Consider the following 18083-nt stretch of genomic DNA (forward strand, 5'->3'; position numbering starts at 1 on the left):
ACGCCCACGAGTCATCGTTCAGCTCGCGGCCCATGCCCGAACCCCGCAGCCGGTTTTAGGGCCTTCCGCGAAAGCCTGCCGAGAGGACGGTCCGCCTTCGCGTCAGTAGTCTCGGAATGACGCGTGCAGCTTTTTCGCGAGCGTCCAGGTAAGCCATCCGAAACCCGTCAGCACAGCGAAAGCGGTGCTGGCGATGGTGAGCTTCCAGTACCACTCCGGGGTGCCCAGGAACCATCCCCAGAGAGTCTGGAGAATCGGCTGAAGTCCGAACGCTGCCCAGACCGTCTGTGCCATCCCGAACACCACCCAGCTGGCTATTGCGAGCGGCAGGAGCGCCCCGCTGATCTGGCCGATCGTGCGCCAGGTCACCGCCCCTCGGAGCTTTTGCACCTGTTCGCCGGCCCGGTGGACCTGCGCACTGACCTGATTCCCGGCGTCGCTGAGGGCCACCCGGCTTCGCTCCAACTCAGCGAGCATCGGAACGCTCGCGTCAGCGAAAGCGGTCCGCACGGCGTGCTCGTGTTCCAGAAGCTGCTTGCCGAGTCGGGGAACCAGATAACCGGCGAGCTTGTCGTGGTCGACGTTGACGGCACGCCGGCGTTTTACTTCGTCAGCCAACTTCAGGTTCGTCGCTGACAGCGCCATGATCTGCGCGGCCACTTTCCGCGTCAAAGCGAGGGCGGACAGGTCGGAGGCCCGGACCATCGACCCGTCGGACAGCTGCACGCTTCTTGAACTCGCCAGCACTTCGAGCATCTCGCTTTGTGTCTTCGCCAGCGTCCTCAGCATATTCTCGAGCGAGTCGTTCGCGGAGGCGTCGGAGCGCGTCTGCTGCTGCGTCGACCGCTGCATCTGCTCCAGTGCCAGCCAGACGCGGGTCGAAATCTGTGTTGCCTCGTTGGTGGCCTTCACGACCTCCTGCTGGTTCTTCTCGATTTGGTCGAGCCGGTCGAGCAAGACGCTCAACAGCTCCGAAGTCCGCTGGTCCTCTTGTTGCTGGTGCTGCTGTTCGAGACGATCCATAATTGTCACGCTGTTGCTCCTTCAATTCCTGTTTCCTGGCGAAAATCTCGTCGAGGCCGTCGGCGGTGAACTCCGGCGAGAGTGCGGAGGCCTTGCGCCGGCGGATCCGGGGGTCCTTGCCCGGGGTAGAGACATCCCGCATCTTGTACGTGATTCCCGCTGCCGTGTCACCGGCTGTCCTGCTGCGGTACCCGTCGCTCTTGACCTTGTGCTGGGCAGTGACGACGTCGACTCCCCGGGCATTGCATGCCGCGGTGAAGGTCGCCATGTCAACCGCGGAGGGGTCGAGGGCGGCCTCCGTGATTGTGTCGCCGAGCTGCTGATCGAAGGCCGCCATGCCGCCGCGTTTTTGAGCCCAGTAGGAATTCGTCTGCGCCGGCTCGGGCGTGATGACCTGCATGCCTTCCTCGCGCATCAGTTCGTCATTGGCGCGCTTCACCTGCCAATGCACGCGGTGGTCCCGTGGTGCCTTCCCCATGACGGTGTCGTGGTTCAGGATCGTGATGTGGGCGTGGGCGCATCCGCCCCGGCCGTCGTCGTGAACCACAACCATGGCGGGACTGTTGGGCCGCATCTTCTTGGCCAGCAGGAACGCGAGGTCCCCCGCCCGCCTAAGGTCGTGGGGATCGTTGACATCCAGTTCGCCGGGGTGGAAGGACAGCACGTAGGAATGGGCTTTCACCCTGCGGCTGTTCTGTTCCGCCAGCAGGTTGCCCATCTTGATGAACGCGTCAATGCTCGGTGCATCGCAGTAGAACCCCGGGGCCAGCCGGTCGGTGCCTGCCGCTTTATGGCTTTTCTTTTTCGCCCCGATGCCGAATTCCAAGTAGGACGCCCTGGTGCCCAAGTCGTAAACCGGAGACACCGTCGTGATGCTCACGTGCACTCCTTCCCGCTTAGCACTGCAACCATGCGGTCATAGTGTTCCGCCAGTTCGTCGACCACGGGGGCAAGGGCTCCGAGGTCCAGCACGCCGCGGCGCCCGAGGCGGCTCAACTCGTTGAGATTCACCCCGACGCGCTTGACGTCCACCCGTGCAGCATCGAGGACCCTTAGTTGGACCGCCGTGAGCACACCCGTCAGCGGCACCGCAGTCTCGGCGCCGCCGCCGTGCCCCTCGGCCTGCTTCGCCGCGGCAAGAGCCGCGCCCCTGACGAAGGCCGACGGCGGCAAGCCCCGCCACGTCGCCACCTTCTCGACTAACGCGAGTTCAGCTTCGCTGAGCCGCGTGTCGATCCGGCGGCTCCTAGGCTCCGGAGCAAGCTGTTTCGAAGTGCCGCTCATAGACCCGCCTCCGTCCCGTCCTGAAGCACGAAATCTGCGGTGGAAAACGAACGCAAGCAGGCACTCTGTCCGACACCGCTCCGCTGGTCGTCCAGAGCGCCGCTTGCGAGGGGCTGGGGTCCGCCCTTCCCCCTCGACCCCCAAACCCGAACCAAGGCACTGCACCCGGGTGCTTCCGCACCCAGGTACTGGCCGTCGACGACAGGCTGCCCGCCGGTCACGGCGCATCCTCCGTGCTGCGTCCGTCGTGCGGAGTAACGGCATTCCCGCCGTTGCTGTGGCCCGCCGGCGGCGGCACCCCCCTCGATGTCCTGGCCCGTGTGGACCGCTGGGCCGACTCGGCGGCAAGCTGCGCACGCGCTTCACCCTCGAGCTGAGCTGCCGGCCCAGGGTGCTTGTCGCGCATCAACATGAGCATCCTCGTGTCCACGGCCTGCTGCTGCTTGCGCTCACGGTCCCGCAGGAGCCGGAGCTTCTTCGCTGCCGCTGCTTTGACGGCTGCAACCTCATCTTCAATAGACATAGTGTTTTTCCTTTCGTGGGTTCTCCAGCCACGGGTGGGGAGCTGGAAGTTACGAGTTACGCCGCGTTTCCGATGCTGTCCTTGCCCATAACGACGTTGCTGGCCCGCAGCATGCGGTCATAGTTATCGCCCTCGAAGCCCAGCCGATCGGCAATCCAGCTCAAGGTCTCCGTCAGAGTGACGCCGGTACGCACCCGGAGTTTCATATCCTGGTGGTTGGGGGTCAGGGTGCCTGCTTCAACATTGGCCATCCTGTATTCCTCCGCCAAGCGCTTCAGGGTAGAGAAGTGTTTCGCGTACATGAGCGGGTCGGTCTCACGGACTTCCCATATGGACAGGTTCCCGGACAGCACTCCGACTTTGACCTCGTCCAAGCGTGTCGGGAGCTTCAGGGGTCTTGCGAAGTGGGCTTCTATTTCGCCTCGCCAATCAAAGTTGGCGACGACATTGGTATCCGGGTAGTGGTGCTTACCTAGAGCCTGTTGCGTTGGATCTTCGTGGGTCAGGTAGCGGAGGTAGCTCGCAAAGCCGCCCCTGCCGCCCAAGATTTGGACTAACTCCAGCGGCACACCGAACCACTCGGCGATTTGCTCACGGGTGCGGGCATCCCTGCACTGCAACGCGATATGGATGTGGGGAGGAACCCGACTTCCATCACTACGATGGTCCTTGTCGTGCTCGGTCCATGCCCACTTGGTGATCGAACGGTGGGCAAGGCCCCTTTGGAGTTGCCGCGGGGTCATAAGTGCCTCGCCCGTCTCCGGATGATGCAGGTACTGCGTGATCTTGAATGAGCGATAGCGACGCGGTGCGGACTTCTTGTCCTTGGACTTGGACCGGACAGAGGGTCGTCCAGGGTTGCGCGGACTGACCGCTCTCGAAGTGTCGTTCGCGACGGAACGGTTTTCTGCTGCGGGCATTAGTAACGCACCTCCTCGGAGGTGCTGTGGTGCTCCTGGGAAAGCAGCCAGGCTTCGACCGCCGCGGAACGATAGCGGACAGTTTTGCCCAGTCTGATGAAGGCGGGACCGCGGCCCGTGATGCGCCACTCGCTGAGAGTGCGCTCGGTGACATCCAGTTGGCCGGCGAGGGCCGGCGGAGTGAGAAGGTCATCCAGCACCGGAATGCGAGCACTGGCGACGTCGCGTTCGATGGCGGCCAGGCGTTCGGCGATCGAGCTGAGGGTGGGTCGGCTTATGGAAATGGTTGTAGACATAGGAATCCCTTGCGGCTTTTCAGCGGCAAGAGGATCACCCGACGAACCATTTCAGATTTCTATGTCGGCCGTGCACCTTGTGGTGCGTATCCACTCGGGGAGATTACTCTCCACTACTCCTTGTGACTGTTTTCGGAGCATTGATCTCGTGTGTCACACAGTATACACACATGCGTGAGTGGTCCCACGAACTTCCACATTTCTCTACATAACCCGCTATTTTGGGCGAGCACAGATTGGCACACTTCGGGGTTATGGACACATCGCGACTGTTCGATTGGCCTCGATACGCCCGACCCGACCAATGATGGCGCTGATATCGACGCAGAATCACCCATCGACCCTCGGACTGTCGCACACAGTTCGGCACAGCTCGGCTTCAGTCTCACTCAAGAGAAACTGCCTCTGGGCGCGCGGGCGTAGAGCCCAGCAATGGCACCAGTTTCGGCCCAGTGTCCCCTACTGCAGGCTTTTCGAGCACAGTTGAGCACGCCATTTTTCAAGGTTTCTGATGTCGGGACAAAGTCGAAAATCGGTGGTACACGCGGCACACACCGTAAAGCAGCGGAATCCTCTGATAAACCATCAAAAAAGCGCTCCCAGGGGCTGTGCCATCTTTTGTTTCAAAAACGCTACACGGCCCTGCGAAGTCACAGATTCCGGCACTCCCAATGCCTTTTACGCGCTTGACGGAAAGCCCAAACTAACATTTACTGACACTTCATCCGCACCACGGCATCTACAGGGAAGGTAGAGCATGGGGAGTATCCACGCCTACGAAAATAAGAGCGGCAAGTGGTACCGCGTGCTCTATAAAAAGCCGAATAACACCCAGGGCCAGAAGCGCGGATTTAAACTCAAGCGTGATGCTCAGGCCTTCCTGGACGGCGTGGAGGTCTCCAAGCGGAGCGGCCAGTTCATCGCACCGAGGGACGGGCGCATCACTATCGAAACCCTCGGCGCAGAGTGGCTGGCAGCCCACAAGCACACGGTCAAGCCTTCAACATTCCACAGCATTGAAAGCGCCTGGCGAAACCACGTCCACCCCAAATGGGGGGACCGTTATGTCTCTTCACTGCTGCGCTCGGAGATCAAAGCGTGGGTAGCCTCCCTCTCAGAGCATCGCAGTCCCACAACGGTGTCACGGTGCCTCGGCGTACTCTCAGGGATTCTTCACGACGCCGCGGAAGACAAACGTATCTCCTCGAATCCGGCAGAGGGCGTCAAAATCGCCCGCCGGACAGGCCGTCCCCGCGGGTACCTGACGCACAGCCAGGCTGAAGCCCTTGCCTTGGAATCCAAGTACCCCGATTTTGTGCGATTCCTGGCCTATACCGGTCTCCGATGGGGTGAGGCCACCGGCCTGCGGGTCGGCCACGTGGACCACTCTGCGCGGCGCGTACTCATCGTAGAGAATGCCGTCAACGTCAATGGCAAGATGGTCATCGGTACACCGAAAACTCATGAGAGCCGTTCCATCGTCTATCCAGCGTTTCTGGCACCGGCCATTGAGTCTGCCTGCGCCGGCAGGGAAAGTCATGCCCTCCTTTGGGGGGACGGTGTGAACTACCTTCGCCCGGGAAACGCAGAAAGCGGGTGGTTCGCCGCGGCCCGGAAGCGCGCGCAAGTGAACGACCCGACGTTTCCTACAATCACACCCCACGACCTCCGGCATACGGCGGCGTCGCTCGCCATCAGTGCCGGCGCTAACATCAAGGTGCTCCAGCGGATGCTGGGACACGCATCGGCCGCGATGACGTTGGACCGCTACGCCGACCTGTTCGAGGATGACTTGGACACTGTCGCCGGCGCGCTCGACACGGCCCGGCAGGATCAGCTCTTGGCACGGGACGCTACGGCGATTGAGACCTGAACTGCAGGATGTTACGCAGCAGTCGGTCTCACAACCCTAGGGATTTGAGGCACTCAGGTTATGAGACACCTTGAGTGCTCCTACTCCTGACTAAGGCACTCAAACACAAAAGGAGGAGACCCATCGGGTCTCCTCCTTTTTGCCGCGTGCCAGACAGCCGCCGGGCTAGTCCTTCTTGATCGGGTCTCGGTACTGCTCTGCATTCTTGTAAGTCCCACCAATGATCGCGTCTACCATGGCGCGGGCTTCGGCTTCGTTCTCATAGCCTTGGCCTCCGTCTGTGGCAATGATGTTGCCGTTGTCAGCGCGAAGCCTCCATCCCCAGGTACCGTCTTTTCGTTCGTATACGACACTTCTCGCCATAGTTTCAATCCCTTCTGCCGGATATCAAGAGCTTCCCCAACAGGGCGCTGAGCTAGACCATATCCGAACGACCTAGTAGCTTCCGCGTTCGTCCGCTGCCGGGGACTCTTTGAAGTAGATTGTGGCTATGAGTACTGGGGAAAACATCGTCGAGAACTATTCAGCAGCTATGCAGCATATGACTTGGACATAGATGCGCCATCGGGGATGAATTCACGCGCGGGCATCAGCGAGGACAGGGACTTAACCGTCGTGGCGTTCACGGACGTAAACGCGGTGGAATGGCAAGTTCATGACCACAAGGACGACACCACGGAAATGGGAACTGCGTCGTTCCACGCCGTGGCGCAACTGGCGCACGCAGAAGACGAGGACAAGACGGTCATCGCGACCGTAGAGGCACCCTTCCAAATCGGCGGGCGTGTAGAACTCGTCGGCGAGAGTTTCGAAACAGAAAAGCCGGAAAACTTCGAACTGGTGTAGCACGGGGGTAAAGCCATCTTGTCCCACCAGTTATGTTCCATTTCCTTAGAACCAGAACGCAACTGGTGGGACACTCCCTTGCGGATCCGTATCCGCGGAAAGACGAGCGTAATCTGACTTTCCGGAGAGGACCAAACCGCATACAGATCCCGGACGGCGCCCTCGTCGCCAGCGCTACAGTCAAAGAAGCAGCCTCCGAAAACACAAAGGATCGCCATGACAAGCCGATGGGCTCCGCAAACAGAACAAGACATCACCGCCGGGATTCAGACCGGAACCATCTGCGAGACCCATCACATGGAAGTCAAGGCAACCGCCCGCAACGAAGCCATCGCCGCCACTATCGCCAGCCTTGCAATAGACGGCGGCACGTTCATCCTCGGCATTGAGGAAATTGTCGAAGACGGCGGCCGTAAGCGCCTTTTCCCCAAACCCCTTGAACTGGCCGGCCAGCCCGAACGAGTCGATGCCGTCGCCCGGAACAGCATCGATCCGCCCATGACCGTGCACACCCTCGAAATACCCTCAGAAGCCGACCCGGCCCTGGGCTACCTGGTCATCGACATTGACCCCTCCCCCGTCGCACCCCACATGGCCAACGGCGCCTACTACGGCCGCGGCGAAACCAGCCGCCACAAACTCTCTGACAGGGAAGTCCGCCGCTACCACCAACTCAGGCAAGCCCAGGACGACCTCGCCTCCCGCCTGTTGGACCAGGAGGAAGCCCGCGACTACCTCACCCCGGATCAGAGCAGGCAAGGCCACCTCTACCTTGTGGCCGAGCCTCTCGGCCGGATCCCTGCCGCGGGCGCGGAGTTCCTCCGGAAACCCAGGGAGATCAGGGACATCATCAAGTCGGGGAGCGGCAACATGGGCAGCGACTCCGGGCTGCACCCTGCCGAAGCTGGCACGATACGTGAACGGGACGCCGGGACAGCGTTTATCACCGAACAAGCCGACGGCCCGGGCCGGACACCGAACGCCGCCCGGTATCCCCAGGGCGCATGGGAGCTAGGCCTTCTCGACATCGAGGTGCAGCAAGCCGGGGGAATCCGGGTCTACCTCTCAACGGCTACCCAGCCATTCCAAGACGGTGAGTTCCTGGTTCGCGACGGGGTGATCGTGACCTACGTCCGGCACCTGCTCGCCTGGCTGACCGATATGGCACCGAAGACTGGATACAACGGGCACTGGGCCCTAGGGCTGCGAGCTACTCGCCTCCGTGGGCACCGTTCTAGCTTTAGGACCAATCTGGCGCGGTACGGCACTGCAGGGGCCATGGACACCGACCGTTACTCCCGCACTACTGTCGCCTCCACCCGGGACATTCAGGACCGGCCAGAGGACGTGGTCGCCGCCCTTGTTGGGGATCTCCTGAGGGTCCTCGGGACGGCGAGAGAGCATGGCTTCGACTGATACTGCCCGGACATGCAGGACGGGCGCCCACCTCTCAGTGGGCCAGTGGCGCGTCCCGCAGCTGATGAAGGACCAGTGGCGCGTCCCGCAGCTGATGAAGGACCTGAGTCGGCGGAACAAATGACTTTTTGTTGAGGGCCGGCCACTCCTGCCCGTATTACAGGGGCTGGCAGTCTGAACCGTCCCGGGAATCATGCCGCCTGTTTGTTGGCGGCGTCGTCGGGTAACGGGCCGGTTTGTAGATCATAATATGTCTGCTCATATTCCTCTGGCGTCTGGTGATCCAGGGCGGAATGCAGGCGTAACGGATCTCGACAAGGATCTGAGGGTGCGCCGCCGGCCCCCAACTCGGAGGATGCGATAAAAAACGGGCCGGACTCGTCAGGGAAGACCCCTCAGGATCAAAGCGAGTGAGCACGAATTCACAAACTGCGGCTACACGTCGTGCCGTGGAGGCTGTTCCGGCACGTGGAACAGGCATGGAATTGCTGAACCACTCGGCATGGACACTTTCCTGGAATCCAGGCGGCTTCCGGACGCCCGGGGCCTCCATTCCTAGCGGAGTCGTGGTCCGCTTCCGCCGCGGTGGGGTTTTGCCCGGGGCGGGTGGGCCGGCGGCTTCAGCAGTTCTTCCACGCCGACGCCGAGAACTTCGGCAACGTCCCACAACCGCTCATAGGCCATGCTTCGCTTGCCCCACTCTAGACCGATGAGCATACTGCGGCCCATGCCCGCCTCCAGGGCAAGTGCCTCCTGGGTCAGCCCTTGGGCCATTCTGAGCTCTCGGATCCGACCGCCAACTTGAGCCCGCACCTTTGCCCACTGACGTTGGTGATCTTGGGAAGTCTGGTCAGGTCGAATCGGCACACTCCGTGCCTCTGTCTACGCACAAGTTTGTCTGTACCACTAGTGATGCATATAGCGAGGCTCACAGTGTTGACAGCGGCCCTAGAGGGAGAGCAAGCCGTTGGAAACTTCAGTTAGCGGTAGCCTCCCTATGCTCGTGTAGAGTCGCGGCCTGAGGGTGGTGTTGAGTATTGATGGAACGAAGAAATCGGGCCTTCACGCCGAGCTTCACGACTTCCCGGACCACATCTTCGAGACCGAGGTTGCCGTCACGGTCGGACGAAGCATGCTGCGTCGGTTCCAGATGGGTGGCGAGACTCTGGAATCTGAGGTCGTTCACGATCGACTCCTGCTCACTTACGAGTCTTGACAAGTCCTGCAGACCGTCTTCGGGACGTGCACGCCTCTTGCCAACCAGTCCGCGCCGAGCGCTACGCTAATCCAAAGGGGGGAAATGACGACGAAACCTAAGGACCGTAGCGGGGCGTGGGCCGACGTCGGCACCGGCGTTCTCGCTTGGATCAGCGGCGCAGCGGTGCTCGGCTTTGGCGCATGGTTGCTCTTCGGCCAGCCCGACCTGACTGGGGCGTCTAACGGAGATCGACAGACCCGCACCTCTCAGCGTCCCGTTCAGTATGTTGATGAGGACTACGAGCCCACCGACCAGGAGATCGAAGAGGCGGTACAAGAGTCGCGGGAGAAAGTCTTCGGCAAGGGGTGGTCATGTTTCTACGACCCGACTATGAACGAGAATTGGCACGACGACGTACGCTGCACTAACGGAGCAAAATCATATCGCCCCATCCTTCTCGCCGACAGGGGGTTTGTGACCGAAGAAGACATGCGCGCGGCCGGTCAAGACTATGAGAACCACCTAAACTCCGGCGTCAAGCCCTAAGAGGTTCCGCCGGTAGGTGAACCGTCCCGGGAATCATGCCGCCTGTTTGTTGGCGGCGTCGTCGGGTAACGGGCCGGTTTGTAGATCATAATATGTCTGCTCATATTCCTCTGGCGTCTGGTGATCCAGGGCGGAATGCAGGCGTTCGTTGTTGTACCAGTGGACCCACTCGAAGACGATCTCCATCACGTCGGTTTCGGTTTTCAACGGCCCGCTGCGGAACGGTGAATCCTTTGCCACGGCCTCGTTCTTGAAGAGCCCCATCACGGTCTCGGCGGCTGCATTGTCATAGGCGTCACCGACGCTGCCAATGGACGGTTGCAGACCCTCCAGGGCCAGGGTGTCGGTGTAGCGGATCGAGGTGTACTGGCTGCCAGCGTCGGAGTGGTGAATCAGTCCTGCCGGTGCCGGACGGCCGGTGTGCTGGCGCCGCCACAGGGCCATCCTCAGGCAATGTTCGACGAACGCGGTGTCCTTGACGGTTGAGGTTTCCCAGCCAACGATCGCCCGGGAGTAGAGGTCGATGACCAGGGCGACGTAGACGAATCCGGAGTAGACCGGGACGTAGGTGAAATCAGTCACCCAGATCCGGTTCGGGGCCGGGGCGGTGAAGTCCCTGTTCAGCAGGTCCCCGGCGCGGCGGCCGTCCTTGCCCGGGATGGTGGTGCGGGTCTTGCGGCCTCTGATAAGGCCGTTCATTCCCTCTTCGCGCATGAGCCGGTCCACGGCGTGTTTGGAGGCTTCCGGGAAGCCGTTACGGCGCAGCCACTGCGTCATTTTCCGCCGCCCGTAGATGATCTCGGGCCGGGGGCGTCCCTTCGCGTCGGGGACTTGCAAGGCCCGGAGCGCATTCGTGATGCGGGCGTCTTCGATGGTGCGCAGGGCTGGCAGGCGTTTCTTCCACGCCCGGTAGGTTCGTGCGGCGACCTGCACGCCCTGCTCCCGCAGGACGGCGCAGATCGACTCGACCGCATAACCTTCAGCGCGCATTTCGTCGATGAATCGACAGATCAGCGGCGGCGAGGGTCGAGCTCCCTCGCGAAGAAAATCGAAGCCTGTTTGAGGATCTCATTGGACTCTTTCAAGTCCCTCACCTCAGCCCGGAGCCGCTTGATCTCCTCCAGCTCATCACTGCTGGGCCCGGTCTTCTCACCGGCATCGATCTGGGCCTGGACAACCCACCGGCGCAACGATTCAGCGCCGACCCCGAGCTTCGGCGCCAGTGCCTTGCAAGCAGCATAGACAGACGGGTATTCGGACAACCGATCCATGGTCATGCGCACTGCACGGTCACGGACTTCGGGCGGGAGCTGCTTGGGCACAATCACTATCTTTCTCACAGAAGATAGCGGCATCAAACCCGGGACGGTTCAGTCTCGCAACCCTTGGGATTCGAGGCGCAGAGGTTACGAAACAGCTGCTCAACCGCACTACTTAGCGCCGGCACTCCACTTAGTCGCACCCCCAACCAAAGTGAAGCCTAGGATGTCTTCACTCGCTGGTGCTTTAGTGGTGGTTTGATGACAGACGAGGGTTCCAAGTAGAAATAAGCGGCGCAAGCCAATACCGCGCTAAAGAGCCTCCACAAGGATAGGGATGCCGTTGCCACGAAGGGTTGTTGTTTATCTGTCAGGCGGCGGGTACCGTGCTGCCATTGCGGCCATTGGCGCGTTGCTTGCGATCGTCACAGCGGGGCAGTGGCAGGATGTCCGAAAGATTGTGTCTGTCAGCGGCGGCGGCCTTGCAAACGCATGGATCGCCATCCGTCGACCGACGTCCGATGACGAGGTCATCAAAGCCTTGGAAGAGTTGTACGGACTCTTGATGGACCGTCGCCGCTCAATGCGGCACCTGCTTATTGCTGCCGCCGTGTTTATAGTGCCAGCGGCAGCAGCCATCGGTGTTGGCTTCACGCTCGCACCCGTTGTAGGTGGTTGGATATGGGCCTACGGCGGCATTGCGTTTTTCGTTAGTCTTGGGGCCCTGTTATGGCTGGCTCCGCGCGTTTTCCTCGCTCAGGATTACAAAGTTTTCTCAGGCAGACTTGGTTCCCTCAGCAACAGTAACTGGCATCGAGAACATGTCTTTGTCGCCTCAGAGCTCTGGCTGTCGGGTTATGTCGGGATAATCGCTCACACGGATCAGTCGTTCATCGCGGCACCGCCGCTCCAGCCCATGAACGCGTCTGCAATTAGCTTTTCCACCGCCCTTCGGGCAAGTACCGCTTTGCCTCCACTTCTGCCCGCGGTCCGGCTCGGAATCAAGCACCCCGTTGATCCCATGGGGAGTCGCGACCGAAAGGGGCTGCGACGGCCGAACAGTCTTTGGTTGGTTGATGGAGGGGTCACTGGAAACCTGGGTATTCAATCCGATCCTGGAATCACGGGTGTGACCACACAATTCGACACTGTGTTTGCGGCCCAAAGAGGTCTAGCAGCAGCATTTGGCACGCTCACTGACAACTTCGACGACATCAGTGATCAATTGGACTCAAGTCAAGAAGCCCATAACGAATTGGTTCGATGGCTTAAAGTGACACTCATTTACGACCGCCTAATGAGGGATCCCGTCGCGGCGCCTGTTCTTCGTCGAGTCCGCTCCGAACAGGGCGAGATTGTGTTTGGAGACCTCAGCCTGATGCAAGGGAATTCGACGTCCGAGGCCCTTGAAGCGTCGCGACGGATCCAACGCCAAACAGTTTTGCTAGTCAGGACCGTGCTTAACCAACCTGAACTGGAGGGGTTTGAGCTGACTGAGGAGGAGCAGGGGGCATTCGAGGAGCCAGTTCGTACCGTGCGGGATTTTCGCGCCCGACGCCCGGACTGTGGCCATGGTACCGGGCCTTGGTCGTCCTGCACGATATGTCCGACCATGAATTTAATCGTCGACGCCTCAGGACGACCTTCGCGACCAGGCTGGGTACTTCGGCTCATGTTGTGGATACCTGGGGCAGCGACGATTGTGAATGCCATCCGAACTCTCCAGATCCTGTACCAGGAAAATCTCCAGGAGGACCGGAAAGCGAGCCTGTCCGGAACCGTTCCCGTCCTGAGAGCGGATGACATCTACCTGAGCGAAGCGCGGGTCTCGCGGTCACGAACGCCGGCCCAAAGCCACACACGGTGGATTCTCGCCGATACGGGCATCTCCGGGCCATGGCGGGCATCGCTTCCCCTGCCGACTTACGTTCGCGCCCAACTTCGTGAGGATGCTGCAAACTTCAAGACACAGCTCATGGCCCCAAGCTTTAAGGACCGCGCATTCGCACGGGCGACGTTGGCCAGTGCCTACTTGGGAACGGCAGATCTACTGCTTGGGTCTGAGGCCGACCTTGACCTCATCGATAGGGACCTCAAAATGATTGACGGAAAGATCGCGCAAGACATACATGCGGCGATTTCCGCGGGCAGGCAACTGCATGCGGAATTGGCCCCGCTTGCCAGGACGCAACGCGGTAACTGGGTGCTAGGTCTTCGTGAGGGCTTGCGGACTGTGGCGCGCGCAGGCAATACAGATAAGACAGGAACACGTCCCTAGTGGCGTTGGTAAGACTCGAGCTCTGACCAGTGATCGGCACTTCCGCGACTGGTGTCTCGAAAGCATTGGTTTACGAGACGTCTCGCCGGTCCGAGCCGTGTCTCGACAACGGTGGCCCAGTTTTGATGGTTCTCGGCCAACTTCCCGGCGTCGGCGATTCTCATAACTACGTCTCGAAACCATCTGGTTGATTGGCTGTATTCACCATTAGTTATGAGACCCCAGCAGGCATGGCGAAATCGATCGGTTACGCGCGTATTTCGACGCGGCAGCGGTCCGCCGACCGGCAGCAGGCAGACCTTCTCGCCGCAGGTGTGCGGGGTGTGCACCTGAGGCAGGTTGAACTGCAGTCGCTGGCGGGGACGGTAGCACGTCCGGGGACAACCTGAGCTTCGTGGCAGTCGCTCCCACATCACAGCAAAACCAGATTGGCAAAGAATTGGCAAAGGAATCGCCGTGAAGTGGTGTTTTCAACCGTTGGAGAGTGTGACCAAAAGTCCTCCCTTTAGCTGGAAAACCAGGGCTTTTGAGGATTTTCCGCGAAACCGCGGGGATGATGAAATGGGTTCAAATCCCACCGTCACCGCCAATGAAAACCCCCGGGAAACCGGGGGTTTTCTGCATTCTCAGCCGCTTCGTGGTGCACTTTTGGTGCATATTTCGAAGAATCGCTCCCACATCGAGGTACTGCCGCACGCGCCACGGGGCGTGGCCGAGGGTACCGGGGCGGCATCCTGCGTCTTTACCCGAGTGATGGAAGCTTTCTCTGGGCAAGTCGCTTTACGGCCTCGGGCGTCGGCCGGCCGCGTGCCTCATCCAGGGCGGCCCTCAACTGCGCGGCCAGAATATTACGTCGCACATGGAGAGCCAATTCTTTCCGAGCCTCCGGATCCGTCCGGAGCTCTCCATCCGGCGTTCTCAAGGTATCGAATGGGGACGGCAGGTTCGGGGCCGTTCGCTGTGCCAGTCGCACCCCCGCTTCCGGCGTCCGTCGTCCCCGGGCCTCGTCCAGCGCGACCCGGAGTTGGGCCGCCCGGATTCCCCTCCGTATACGCAGAATGGTTTCTTCCCTCGACGCTCGGGCTTCCCCATCCGCAGCAGACATTGGATCGCCCCTCTCAGTCCGTTGCATTCATCATCTCCGAGACGTCCATAACCGCCAAGGCTTTGCGTCACCGAGGCGGAAGATGCACGAGCTCTGGGAAGGTCGTCGGGACGGAAGCCAGCGATCGCTGGCAGGGGACGGCATGGGGCTACAAACCAGATTCTCGGCACAGGGTTTCGCAGGGTAAAGACCTCAGTTATACCGACTTCTAGGAAGTTCTAGCGGGTTATACGGATTTTCCTAGAACCCGCTAGAACTTGGTACAACTTGCCAGATTTCACGTACGTACGGTGCGTGAGGTGAAGGGTCTGGCGTACACAACGACCGTCGGCAATACCCCCAAGCCATCGCACGGGAACGACTCGACCAAACGTTCCAACTGTCGCCCCGGTTGGCGCGAAAACAGGAGTTCCTAAAGATAGTTTAGAAACCACCGGAGCCGCTCGCGAACCTACTGAAGGCCACCCACCTCGTCATCCGCCAGCTCCAGGGCCTCGGCTACGGCGTCATCATCATCCAGCAAATGCCTGACGTCGCCTCATACTCACGCATGCGACTCGAAGGGGCCCCTTGTGCAATGGCGGAACGCCATGCAAGAGTGCGCCCATGAATGAATCCGCTGCTAAGGTCGCGCGCAAACTCAGCACAATTCCAGTTCGTGTGTCTCGCCAAATGACCGCCACCGAGTATCAGGTTCGCGTGGCCGAGGTCCTCAATCTTTTTGACATAGAAGCAGTGGGTGACGAAACGGGTGTGCATTACGGGGGCGAGGGCGTTGCGCTGGAAGATCAGCCTCTACTCGCGGCCATTCGCGTACTCGTTGGAAGGCGATTCGGCGTCCCGGATAATCTACAGTAGCCCGACAGTAGGTGTCCTTCGGATCAAGTGTCGCGTTCCCGGGTCTTGGCCCGGACGAAGGGGTGGCATCGTTTTTTCTAGCGGTCACACCGGTCCTGAATCAAAGTGCCATATCCACCTCGCCGGGGCCATAGGCGTTCCGCCGGGTTCAACCCCGCAGTTATACCCAGTTCTAGAACTCCGTATAAATGTCTAGAACTCCGTATAAATGGAAATATTGGTGCGGCGAACCGGCCGAGGTGCTCCACTCACCGCTGGACACCCCCATCCGCTATCGCCGCGTAAGTCAACTCCGCAGGCACGGCCGGTTACCGCTCGGCAGGACTGTCATTCACCCGGTTCGGGGTGGTAGGTGGCGAAGCGAGACGGTCGGTGGACCAGCACAGCGCGGTGGCGGGGTGGACTGCGGGTCTCACAACCAGAGAGGTACGCAGTGGGGAGCGGGACGAGAATGAGCAGGGGCCGCAAAATATGGCTCGGTGTGCTGGCAGTAACGGTTGCCTTTGTCACCGCTTTCTTCCTCTGGTCATCGTGGAAGAGCGATCAGATTGTCGCTGAGCTCAAGACGATTGCCGACCGCCTCCAGCCAGAGCCGGGATGGGAACCCTTAAGAACGCAGGAGCCGGTGGGCAGTGCGCTGTGCATCCCGCTCGATGGACCTTGCTCCCAGTACGCATACCGTTGGGACACTCACCGGAAGTACCGGGAGGGTGACCTGGAGCGGTACGTTCAGCAGGTGGGTTTGACGCCACAGGAGTACAAGCCATGCGTACGGGAGCAGAGGATCAATGCAGGCGGACTGGACTGCCGGGGCATTGGCGTCATCGACGGATGGAACGTACGCATCACGATCACTGACGACGGTCGGGACGACGACACCAACATTGTGCAGGTCGTGGTCCACAAGTACGGCTACTGATCCTTGTTTTGTGTTCGCGATTGCCGCAGAGCGGAGGCGGCCACCCCGTTGCCGGGGTGGCCGCCAGTTTCAGTGCGATCTTGGTGTTAGTGCTCCGCTTCAGCGGCAGCCTTCTTGGCGTCTTTCTCGGCGTCCTTCTCGGCGCGCAGAGCCTCCGCGTCGTGCTGTTCCTCGGCTTTTTCCTGATGGATGACCGCTGCGAAGAGCTTCTCCATCTCCTTGGCCACGCCGGCGGCTGAGGCCGGGTTCTGGCCGGTCACCAGCCGGTCGTCAACCACGACCTTCTCCTCGAAGACGTCAGCGGAGACGTGGGTGGCGCCTTGTTCCTCAAGTCGGTCGGCCAAGAAGAACGGGATGACCTTGTCCTTCCCTGCGGCAACCTCCTCGTCGTTGGTGAAGGCCGCCACCTTCCTGCCCTCGACGAGGCGAAGCCCGTTCTTCAATTCCACGTTCAGCAGGCCGGCCGGTCCGTGGCAGACCGCGCCGACCAAGCCGCCGGCGTTGTAGACGCTGGCCACCAGATTCTGCAAGCCTTCGCTGTCCGGGAAGTCCCACATGGTGCCGTGGCCGCCCACGAGGTAGACGGCGTCGTACTGGTCGGGGTCAACGACGTCGACGCGGGCAGTGTTGTAGAGTCCGGCGCGCGTGGTCTCGTCCTCCGTGAAGGCGACCTGGATGGGATCTTCTGAGTCCACCTCGTCGCGCGGGGGCTGGCCGCCCTGGATGGACGCGAAGTCGACGAAATGCCCGGAATCCTTGAAGACCTTCCAGGGATGTGCAGCCTCGGCCACGTTGTAGCCGGTCTTCTCTCCGGTATCGCCGATCTCGGAAACGCTGGTCAGTACCATGAGGATTTTCTTCATGAAGTGCTCCTTTCGTCCAACTTCCACCCTACGCCCAGCCCCATTCGGGCCCCTCCCAGCTGTCTTTTGCCTGCCGGCAGGCTTGCTTGGCTCTTGACCATTGAGGCAGCGCCCTAGAGCCTTGGGGCATGACAGCTCGATACCACTTAGGCTTCGCAGCCGCTGCAGGGTTGGCGCTGCTGTGCGGGTGCGCGATGCAGGGGGATCCGGCAAGTGGGACCCCGGCCAACCCAACAACTATGGCCGCCTCAGGCTCGCCGTACAGTCTGTACACACACTGCGGCATCCATGAAGCGCTCGTGCAGGGCACCTATTTCGTCGCGGACGAGGCGCTGGACGACGGCCACGGCAACCCGCCTGAAGGCTGGAAAAACCCTTACCAGCCCGGCGCCATGACCGTGACCGGCCCAAAGGCCATCTTCCGCGATGACGCCGGCCACACGGTGACCTTCCATGCCCGCCCTGGCGCCACAGGTTTCCTCAACACCTGCTCCTAGAACGCAGGCAGCGGCACCCGAAACGCGCGGTTCCGTCGAGCGCTGCCAGCCGTTCACAGCTCCCCCTCGAGTTGCTCCATCTCCAGGCACGCGTCCTCGTAGGAAACGTCTCCGTTCCGGAATGCCTGCTCGAGTTCCTTGGCCCTGTGCCGTGAATGGGCCGTGCTCAGTGTTCCCGTGAGGCCACCCTCCAGATAGTCGAACCTGGAGTGCGTGGGCTGCTGGTCGCGGGCGTGGTCGCTTGCGGGGACGTGCCGGCGGATTGTCGCGCGGAACCAAGCGCCAGGGTGCATTAGGCGATGCGCATAGGCTCTGGGGTCGACTAGGTACATGCTTCCATGGTTCAACTCCCTGCTGAGAAGACCATGAGTTTCCTCTG

The 18083-nt window shown here is 60.9% G+C and carries 20 protein-coding genes; 9 read left to right on the forward strand and 11 right to left on the reverse strand.

The window, feature by feature from the left end; translation table 11 throughout:
- Positions 1 to 102 precede the first annotated feature (102 nt).
- From AC1DBX_RS06580 to AC1DBX_RS06605, 6 genes are all read right to left on the reverse strand, one after another.
- Positions 103 to 645 carry a hypothetical protein gene (locus tag AC1DBX_RS06580; RefSeq protein WP_476931357.1) on the reverse strand — a complete coding sequence of 181 codons (543 nt, stop codon included), beginning with the start codon at positions 643 to 645 and terminating at the stop codon, positions 103 to 105.
- Positions 611 to 1903, reverse strand: coding sequence for a relaxase/mobilization nuclease domain-containing protein (locus AC1DBX_RS06585; protein ID WP_476931358.1), 1293 nt, complete (start codon positions 1901 to 1903; stop codon positions 611 to 613). The genes AC1DBX_RS06580 and AC1DBX_RS06585 overlap by 35 nt, the downstream gene beginning before the upstream one ends.
- Positions 1900 to 2307: a hypothetical protein gene (locus AC1DBX_RS06590; protein WP_476931359.1), complete on the reverse strand. Its 408-nt coding sequence runs from the start codon at positions 2305 to 2307 to the stop codon at positions 1900 to 1902. Before AC1DBX_RS06590 ends, AC1DBX_RS06585 begins: the two co-directional genes overlap by 4 nt.
- A gap of 217 nt (positions 2308 to 2524) precedes the next feature.
- Entirely contained in the window at positions 2525 to 2830 is a 306-nt protein-coding gene (locus AC1DBX_RS06595; RefSeq protein ID WP_476931360.1) for a hypothetical protein, read from the reverse strand.
- A gap of 56 nt (positions 2831 to 2886) precedes the next feature.
- On the reverse strand, positions 2887 to 3750 hold the full coding sequence (locus tag AC1DBX_RS06600) for a Rep family protein (RefSeq protein WP_476931361.1): 864 nt from the start codon (positions 3748 to 3750) through the stop codon (positions 2887 to 2889).
- Positions 3750 to 4046, reverse strand: a complete 297-nt coding sequence (locus AC1DBX_RS06605; RefSeq protein ID WP_476931362.1) for a helix-turn-helix transcriptional regulator — start codon at positions 4044 to 4046, stop codon at positions 3750 to 3752. The genes AC1DBX_RS06600 and AC1DBX_RS06605 overlap by 1 nt, the downstream gene beginning before the upstream one ends.
- A 757-nt stretch (positions 4047 to 4803) precedes the next feature.
- On the opposite strand from AC1DBX_RS06605, the gene AC1DBX_RS06610 reads away from it, so the two are divergent.
- Positions 4804 to 5919, forward strand: coding sequence for a tyrosine-type recombinase/integrase (locus AC1DBX_RS06610; protein WP_476931363.1), 1116 nt, complete (start codon positions 4804 to 4806; stop codon positions 5917 to 5919).
- Between the two features lie 165 nt (positions 5920 to 6084).
- Here the strand turns inward: AC1DBX_RS06610 and AC1DBX_RS06615 are convergent, their stop codons facing one another.
- Complete coding sequence (locus AC1DBX_RS06615; RefSeq protein WP_476931364.1) at positions 6085 to 6282, reverse strand: YegP family protein; 198 nt, start codon at positions 6280 to 6282, stop codon at positions 6085 to 6087.
- Positions 6283 to 6489: 207 nt separating this feature from the next.
- On the opposite strand from AC1DBX_RS06615, the gene AC1DBX_RS06620 reads away from it, so the two are divergent.
- Complete coding sequence (locus AC1DBX_RS06620; protein WP_476931365.1) at positions 6490 to 6765, forward strand: hypothetical protein; 276 nt, start codon at positions 6490 to 6492, stop codon at positions 6763 to 6765.
- 216 nt (positions 6766 to 6981) lie between these two features.
- Positions 6982 to 8181: an AlbA family DNA-binding domain-containing protein gene (locus AC1DBX_RS06625; protein WP_476931366.1), complete on the forward strand. Its 1200-nt coding sequence runs from the start codon at positions 6982 to 6984 to the stop codon at positions 8179 to 8181.
- Positions 8182 to 8736: 555 nt separating this feature from the next.
- Here AC1DBX_RS06625 and AC1DBX_RS06630 read toward each other — a convergent pair.
- The gene (locus AC1DBX_RS06630) at positions 8737 to 9048 is read right to left on the reverse strand and encodes a helix-turn-helix domain-containing protein (RefSeq protein WP_476931367.1); all 312 of its coding nucleotides are present in this window, start codon (positions 9046 to 9048) and stop codon (positions 8737 to 8739) included.
- A 163-nt stretch (positions 9049 to 9211) separates the two neighbouring features.
- Between AC1DBX_RS06630 and AC1DBX_RS06635 the strand changes: the two genes are divergently transcribed.
- A complete protein-coding gene (locus AC1DBX_RS06635; RefSeq protein WP_476931368.1) occupies positions 9212 to 9397 on the forward strand; it encodes a hypothetical protein in 186 nt (61 codons plus the stop codon).
- An 84-nt stretch (positions 9398 to 9481) separates the two neighbouring features.
- A complete protein-coding gene (locus tag AC1DBX_RS06640; protein WP_476931369.1) occupies positions 9482 to 9925 on the forward strand; it encodes a hypothetical protein in 444 nt (147 codons plus the stop codon).
- A 33-nt stretch (positions 9926 to 9958) separates the two neighbouring features.
- Here the strand turns inward: AC1DBX_RS06640 and AC1DBX_RS06645 are convergent.
- A protein-coding gene (locus tag AC1DBX_RS06645) for an IS3 family transposase (RefSeq protein ID WP_476931370.1) occupies positions 9959 to 11247 on the reverse strand; the annotation gives its coding sequence in 2 pieces (ribosomal slippage) (positions 9959 to 10974 and positions 10974 to 11247; 1290 coding nt in all).
- 274 nt (positions 11248 to 11521) lie between these two features.
- Between AC1DBX_RS06645 and AC1DBX_RS06650 the strand changes: the two genes are divergently transcribed.
- From AC1DBX_RS06650 to AC1DBX_RS06660, 3 genes are all read left to right on the forward strand, one after another.
- Positions 11522 to 13462 carry a hypothetical protein gene (locus AC1DBX_RS06650; protein WP_476931371.1) on the forward strand — a complete coding sequence of 647 codons (1941 nt, stop codon included), beginning with the start codon at positions 11522 to 11524 and terminating at the stop codon, positions 13460 to 13462.
- A gap of 1711 nt (positions 13463 to 15173) precedes the next feature.
- Positions 15174 to 15425: a hypothetical protein gene (locus AC1DBX_RS06655; protein ID WP_476857774.1), complete on the forward strand. Its 252-nt coding sequence runs from the start codon at positions 15174 to 15176 to the stop codon at positions 15423 to 15425.
- A 481-nt stretch (positions 15426 to 15906) separates the two neighbouring features.
- Positions 15907 to 16344: a hypothetical protein gene (locus tag AC1DBX_RS06660; protein ID WP_476931372.1), complete on the forward strand. Its 438-nt coding sequence runs from the start codon at positions 15907 to 15909 to the stop codon at positions 16342 to 16344.
- Between the two features lie 86 nt (positions 16345 to 16430).
- On the opposite strand, the gene AC1DBX_RS06665 is transcribed toward AC1DBX_RS06660, so the two are convergent.
- Positions 16431 to 17207 (reverse strand): type 1 glutamine amidotransferase domain-containing protein, encoded by a 777-nt coding sequence (locus AC1DBX_RS06665; protein ID WP_476850637.1) that lies wholly within the window; start codon positions 17205 to 17207, stop codon positions 16431 to 16433.
- Between the two features lie 239 nt (positions 17208 to 17446).
- Between AC1DBX_RS06665 and AC1DBX_RS06670 the strand changes: the two genes are divergently transcribed.
- Complete coding sequence (locus AC1DBX_RS06670; RefSeq protein ID WP_476931373.1) at positions 17447 to 17704, forward strand: hypothetical protein; 258 nt, start codon at positions 17447 to 17449, stop codon at positions 17702 to 17704.
- A 53-nt stretch (positions 17705 to 17757) separates the two neighbouring features.
- Here the strand turns inward: AC1DBX_RS06670 and AC1DBX_RS06675 are convergent, their stop codons facing one another.
- Positions 17758 to 17997 (reverse strand): hypothetical protein, encoded by a 240-nt coding sequence (locus tag AC1DBX_RS06675; protein WP_476931374.1) that lies wholly within the window; start codon positions 17995 to 17997, stop codon positions 17758 to 17760.
- Positions 17998 to 18083 lie beyond the last annotated feature (86 nt).

Source organism: Arthrobacter sp. 10N44_2 (assembly GCF_056394385.1).